We start from the raw sequence: 5,659 nt of genomic DNA, 5'->3' as shown, positions 1-5,659 counted from the left end.
AAGAGGTTTCACTTCTGAGTTCGGGAAGGGATCAGGTGGTTCACTCTTGCTATTGTCGCCAGCAAACTGTTGTGGTGCTTTGGGGTCTTATTCACATTACTTAATAATGTATGCCTTACTTACGAACCAAAGAGTTATTAACGGATTAGATAATTGGTCTGTATTGTAACTAGTATTTCAACTAAATCAAGTTCAATCAGTTGATTTACTTCTGACTGTTTGGATTTGAATCGATTTAAGCTTTAGTATACAACTGCTTGGGTGTTGTATAGTCAAGCCTCACGAGCAATTAGTATTGGTCAGCTTCACACGTCACCGTGCTTCCACACCCAACCTATCAACGTCCTAGTCTCGAACGGCTCTTTAGAGGAATAAATTCCTAGGGAAATCTTATCTTGAGGTAGGCTTCCCGCTTAGATGCTTTCAGCGGTTATCCCTTCCGAACATAGCTACCCGGCGATGCCACTGGCGTGACAACCGGTACACCAGAGGTTCGTCCACTCTGGTCCTCTCGTACTAGGAGCAGATCCTCTCAAATTTCCAGCGCCCACGGTAGATAGGGACCGAACTGTCTCACGACGTTCTAAACCCAGCTCGCGTACCTCTTTAAATGGCGAACAGCCATACCCTTGGGACCTGCTTCAGCCCCAGGATGAGATGAGCCGACATCGAGGTGCCAAACACCGCCGTCGATATGAACTCTTGGGCGGTATCAGCCTGTTATCCCCAGAGTACCTTTTATCCGTTGAGCGATGGCCCTTCCATACAGAACCACCGGATCACTAAGACCTACTTTCGTACCTGCTCGACTTGTGGGTCTCGCAGTTAAGCGCGCTTTTGCCTTTATACTCTACGCGTGATTTCCGACCACGCTGAGCGCACCTTCGTACTCCTCCGTTACTCTTTAGGAGGAGACCGCCCCAGTCAAACTACCCACCAGACATGGTCCTCGCCCCGGATTACGGGGCAGAGTTAGAACCTCAACATTACCAGGGTGGTATTTCAAGGACGGCTCCATTGGAACTAGCGTTCCAACTTCAAAGCCTCCCACCTATCCTACACAAGTAAGGTCAAAGTTCAATGTCAAGCTGCAGTAAAGGTTCACGGGGTCTTTCCGTCTAGCCGCGGGTACACCGCATCTTCACGGCGAATTCGATTTCACTGAGCCTCTGCTGGAGACAGCGCCGCCATCATTATGCCATTCGTGCAGGTCGGAACTTACCCGACAAGGAATTTCGCTACCTTAGGACCGTTATAGTTACGGCCGCCGTTTACTGGGGCTTCGATCAAGAGCTTCGCTTACGCTAACCCCATCAATTAACCTTCCAGCACCGGGCAGGCATCACACCCTATACGTCCACTTTCGTGTTTGCAGAGTGCTATGTTTTTAATAAACAGTTGCAGCGGCCTGGTTTCTGTGGCTGTCATCAGCTCAGGAAGCAAGTTCCATCACCGACAACAGCGTACCTTCTCCCGAAGTTACGGTACCATTTTGCCTAGTTCCTTCAGCAGAGTTCTCTCAAGCGCTTTGGTCTACTCGACCTGACCACCTGTGTCGGTTTCGGGTACGATTCCTGTGTAACTGAAGCTTAGAGACTTTTCCTGGAAGCATGGTATCAGCCACTTCACTGTACAAGTACAGCTTGCTATCAGTTCTCAGCATAGAGCACCCCGGATTTGCCTAAGATGCATGCCTACAACCTTCCACCTGGACAACCAACGCCAGGCTGACTTAACCTTCTCCGTCCTCTCATCGCATTACACAGAAGTATTGGAATATTAACCAATTTCCCATCGACTACGCCTCTCGGCCTCGCCTTAGGGGTCGACTCACCCAGCCCCGATTAACGTTGGACTGGAACCCTTGGTCTTTCAGCGAACGGGTTTTTCACCCGTTTTGTCGTTACTCACGTCAGCATTCGCACTTCTGATACCTCCAGCATACTTCTCAATACACCTTCATCGGCTTACAGAACGCTCCCCTACCACGCATAATAAATTATGCATCCGCAGCTTCGGCACATAGTTTTAGCCCCGTTACATCTTCCGCGCAGGCCGACTCGACTAGTGAGCTATTACGCTTTCTTTAAAGGGTGGCTGCTTCTAAGCCAACCTCCTAGCTGTCTATGCCTTCCCACATCGTTTCCCACTTAACTATGATTTTGGGGCCTTAGCTGGCGGTCTGGATTGTTTTCCTCTTGACTACGGACGTTAGCACCCGCAGTCTGTCTCCCGGATAGTACTCATTGGTATTCGGAGTTTGCATCGGTTTGGTAAGTCGGGATGACCCCCTAGCCGAAACAGTGCTCTACCCCCAATGGTATTCGTCCGAGGCGCTACCTAAATAGCTTTCGGGGAGAACCAGCTATCACCAGGCTTGATTAGCCTTTCACCCCTATCCACAAGTCATCCCCTGGCTTTTCAACGACAGTGGGTTCGGTCCTCCAGTTAGTGTTACCCAACCTTCAACCTGCTCATGGATAGATCGCCTGGTTTCGGGTCTACACCCAGCAACTAAACGCCCTATTAAGACTCGATTTCTCTACGGCTCCCCTATTCGGTTAACCTTGCTACTGAATGTAAGTCGCTGACCCATTATACAAAAGGTACGCAGTCACCGAACAAGTCGGCTCCCACTGCTTGTATGCATGCGGTTTCAGGATCTATTTCACTCCCCTCACAGGGGTTCTTTTCGCCTTTCCCTCACGGTACTGGTTCACTATCGGTCAGTCAGGAGTATTTAGCCTTGGAGGATGGTCCCCCCATATTCAGACAAGGTTTCACGTGCCTCGCCCTACTCGTCATCATTGTGTGTGCCCTTTCGTGTACGGGAATATCACCCTCTACGTTCGCACTTCCCAGAGCGTTCCACTAGAACACACACAACTTAATGGGCTGCTCCCCGTTCGCTCGCCGCTACTAAGGGAATCTCAATTGATTTCTTTTCCTAAGGGTACTGAGATGTTTCACTTCCCCTCGTTCGCTTCATAAACCTATGTATTCAGTTTATGATACCCGCCTTATAGCGGGTGGGTTCCCCCATTCAGAAATCTCCGGATCATAGGATATTTGCCGCCTCCCCGGAGCTTTTCGCAGGCTATTACGTCTTTCATCGCCTCTGACTGCCAAGGCATCCACCACATGCACTTAATTACTTGACTATACAACCCCAAACAGTCGTTAACACATACAAGTGAGTGTTATCGTTGCAAACTTAATTGCTACTATCTGTTGTCTGTGAATTTAATCACTATACAGCTTCAATCTAATTCATATACCAAAACGCTTGATTCAGTTAATTTGCTAGTTCTCAATTACATTCTTTCGAATGAATCGAGTTTGAACAATTTATTTCAGACTCAATTTTCTAATCTGTTAATGATTAACTACCACCTCGTCGGTGAGTAGTAAACTGTGATAAATCACAGAGATTAATAAACCAGTCAACTTGGACTGTATTCACTAAACTCTATAATCTTCTTAGCTTGTACTCCGTAAAGTACATGGTGGAGACTAGGAGAGTCGAACTCCTGACCTCCTGCGTGCAAAGCAGGCGCTCTACCAACTAAGCTAAGTCCCCAGCTTATCACTTAATGAACGACATATCTTTCAATCTAAGCTACTGCAATCAGATTTGGTGGGTCTGACAAGACTTGAACTTGTGACCCCACGCTTATCAAGCGTGTGCTCTAACCAACTGAGCTACAGACCCTCAGATACATCTTCGAAGAACAACTTGTTGTGGATTCTTACCGATCGTCAATCTTTCGTTAAGGAGGTGATCCAGCCGCAGGTTCCCCTACGGCTACCTTGTTACGACTTCACCCCAGTCATCGGCCACACCGTGGTAAGCGTCCTCCTTGCGGTTAGACTACCTACTTCTGGTGCAACAAACTCCCATGGTGTGACGGGCGGTGTGTACAAGGCCCGGGAACGTATTCACCGCGGCATTCTGATCCGCGATTACTAGCGATTCCGACTTCATGGAGTCGAGTTGCAGACTCCAATCCGGACTACGATCGGCTTTTTGAGATTAGCATCCTATCGCTAGGTAGCAACCCTTTGTACCGACCATTGTAGCACGTGTGTAGCCCTGGCCGTAAGGGCCATGATGACTTGACGTCGTCCCCGCCTTCCTCCAGTTTGTCACTGGCAGTATCCTTAAAGTTCCCGACATTACTCGCTGGCAAATAAGGAAAAGGGTTGCGCTCGTTGCGGGACTTAACCCAACATCTCACGACACGAGCTGACGACAGCCATGCAGCACCTGTATGTAAGTTCCCGAAGGCACCAATCCATCTCTGGAAAGTTCTTACTATGTCAAGGCCAGGTAAGGTTCTTCGCGTTGCATCGAATTAAACCACATGCTCCACCGCTTGTGCGGGCCCCCGTCAATTCATTTGAGTTTTAGTCTTGCGACCGTACTCCCCAGGCGGTCTACTTATCGCGTTAGCTGCGCCACTAAAGCCTCAAAGGCCCCAACGGCTAGTAGACATCGTTTACGGCATGGACTACCAGGGTATCTAATCCTGTTTGCTCCCCATGCTTTCGTACCTCAGCGTCAGTATTAGGCCAGATGGCTGCCTTCGCCATCGGTATTCCTCCAGATCTCTACGCATTTCACCGCTACACCTGGAATTCTACCATCCTCTCCCATACTCTAGCTGACCAGTATCGAATGCAATTCCTAAGTTAAGCTCAGGGATTTCACATCCGACTTAATCAGCCGCCTACGCACGCTTTACGCCCAGTAAATCCGATTAACGCTCGCACCCTCTGTATTACCGCGGCTGCTGGCACAGAGTTAGCCGGTGCTTATTCTGCGAGTAACGTCCACTATCCTAGAGTATTAATCTAAGTAGCCTCCTCCTCGCTTAAAGTGCTTTACAACCAAAAGGCCTTCTTCACACACGCGGCATGGCTGGATCAGGCTTCCGCCCATTGTCCAATATTCCCCACTGCTGCCTCCCGTAGGAGTCTGGGCCGTGTCTCAGTCCCAGTGTGGCGGATCATCCTCTCAGACCCGCTACAGATCGTCGCCTTGGTAGGCCTTTACCCCACCAACTAGCTAATCCGACTTAGGCTCATCATTTAGCGCAAGGTCCGAAGATCCCCTGCTTTCTCCCGTAGGACGTATGCGGTATTAGCATCCCTTTCGAAATGTTGTCCCCCACTAAATGGCAGATTCCTAAGCATTACTCACCCGTCCGCCGCTAAGATAAGGTGCAAGCACCTCATCTCCGCTCGACTTGCATGTGTTAAGCCTGCCGCCAGCGTTCAATCTGAGCCATGATCAAACTCTTCAGTTTAAAATCATTAGTAGCTTATGGCTACAAATCTTGGCTCATCAATTTTCTGACTAAAAATTCGCTCAAATAAACTTCGAGAAATTTTTACCATTCAATCAATGAAATATTTTCGATCGATCAATCAGTAAAAATCCACACAAGTTGTTCTTCTATTCTCTTAATGATCTTCTCGATGATTCGTCATCATCAAGCTAGGTCGGCTATGTTACTCTAATTTCAACTAAAGTCAACAGGTAATTTAGATATTTTCAAAACCTACCAATCTTTCCAAGAATCCAACCTTTAAGCCAAATCCTTGTTTCTCAACAAGTTTTTATCTGCATCACCGCCGATGGATGTGCATTCTACAG

At 48.4% G+C, this 5,659-nt stretch carries 2 tRNA genes and 3 rRNA genes; all 5 read right to left on the bottom strand.

The annotated features are described in order from the left end of the window. Positions 1-63, bottom strand: a 5S ribosomal RNA gene (rrf, locus tag C502_RS0117610); the annotation flags it as partial. 205 nt (positions 64-268) lie between these two features. Next, positions 269-3,161: ribosomal RNA gene (locus tag C502_RS0117605) — 23S ribosomal RNA — on the bottom strand. A 343-nt stretch (positions 3,162-3,504) separates the two neighbouring features. Then, positions 3,505-3,580: transfer RNA gene (locus C502_RS0117600), tRNA-Ala, on the bottom strand. Positions 3,581-3,635: 55 nt separating this feature from the next. Next, positions 3,636-3,712, bottom strand: a tRNA-Ile gene (locus C502_RS0117595). Between the two features lie 59 nt (positions 3,713-3,771). Continuing rightward, a 16S ribosomal RNA gene (locus tag C502_RS0117590) occupies positions 3,772-5,309 on the bottom strand. Positions 5,310-5,659 lie beyond the last annotated feature (350 nt).

Source organism: Acinetobacter tjernbergiae DSM 14971 = CIP 107465, from assembly GCF_000374425.1.
Taxonomy (GTDB): Bacteria; Pseudomonadota; Gammaproteobacteria; order Pseudomonadales; family Moraxellaceae; genus Acinetobacter; species Acinetobacter tjernbergiae.
The sequence above is the reverse complement of the archived record's forward strand: the minus strand, read 5'-3'. Positions and strand labels throughout refer to the sequence as shown.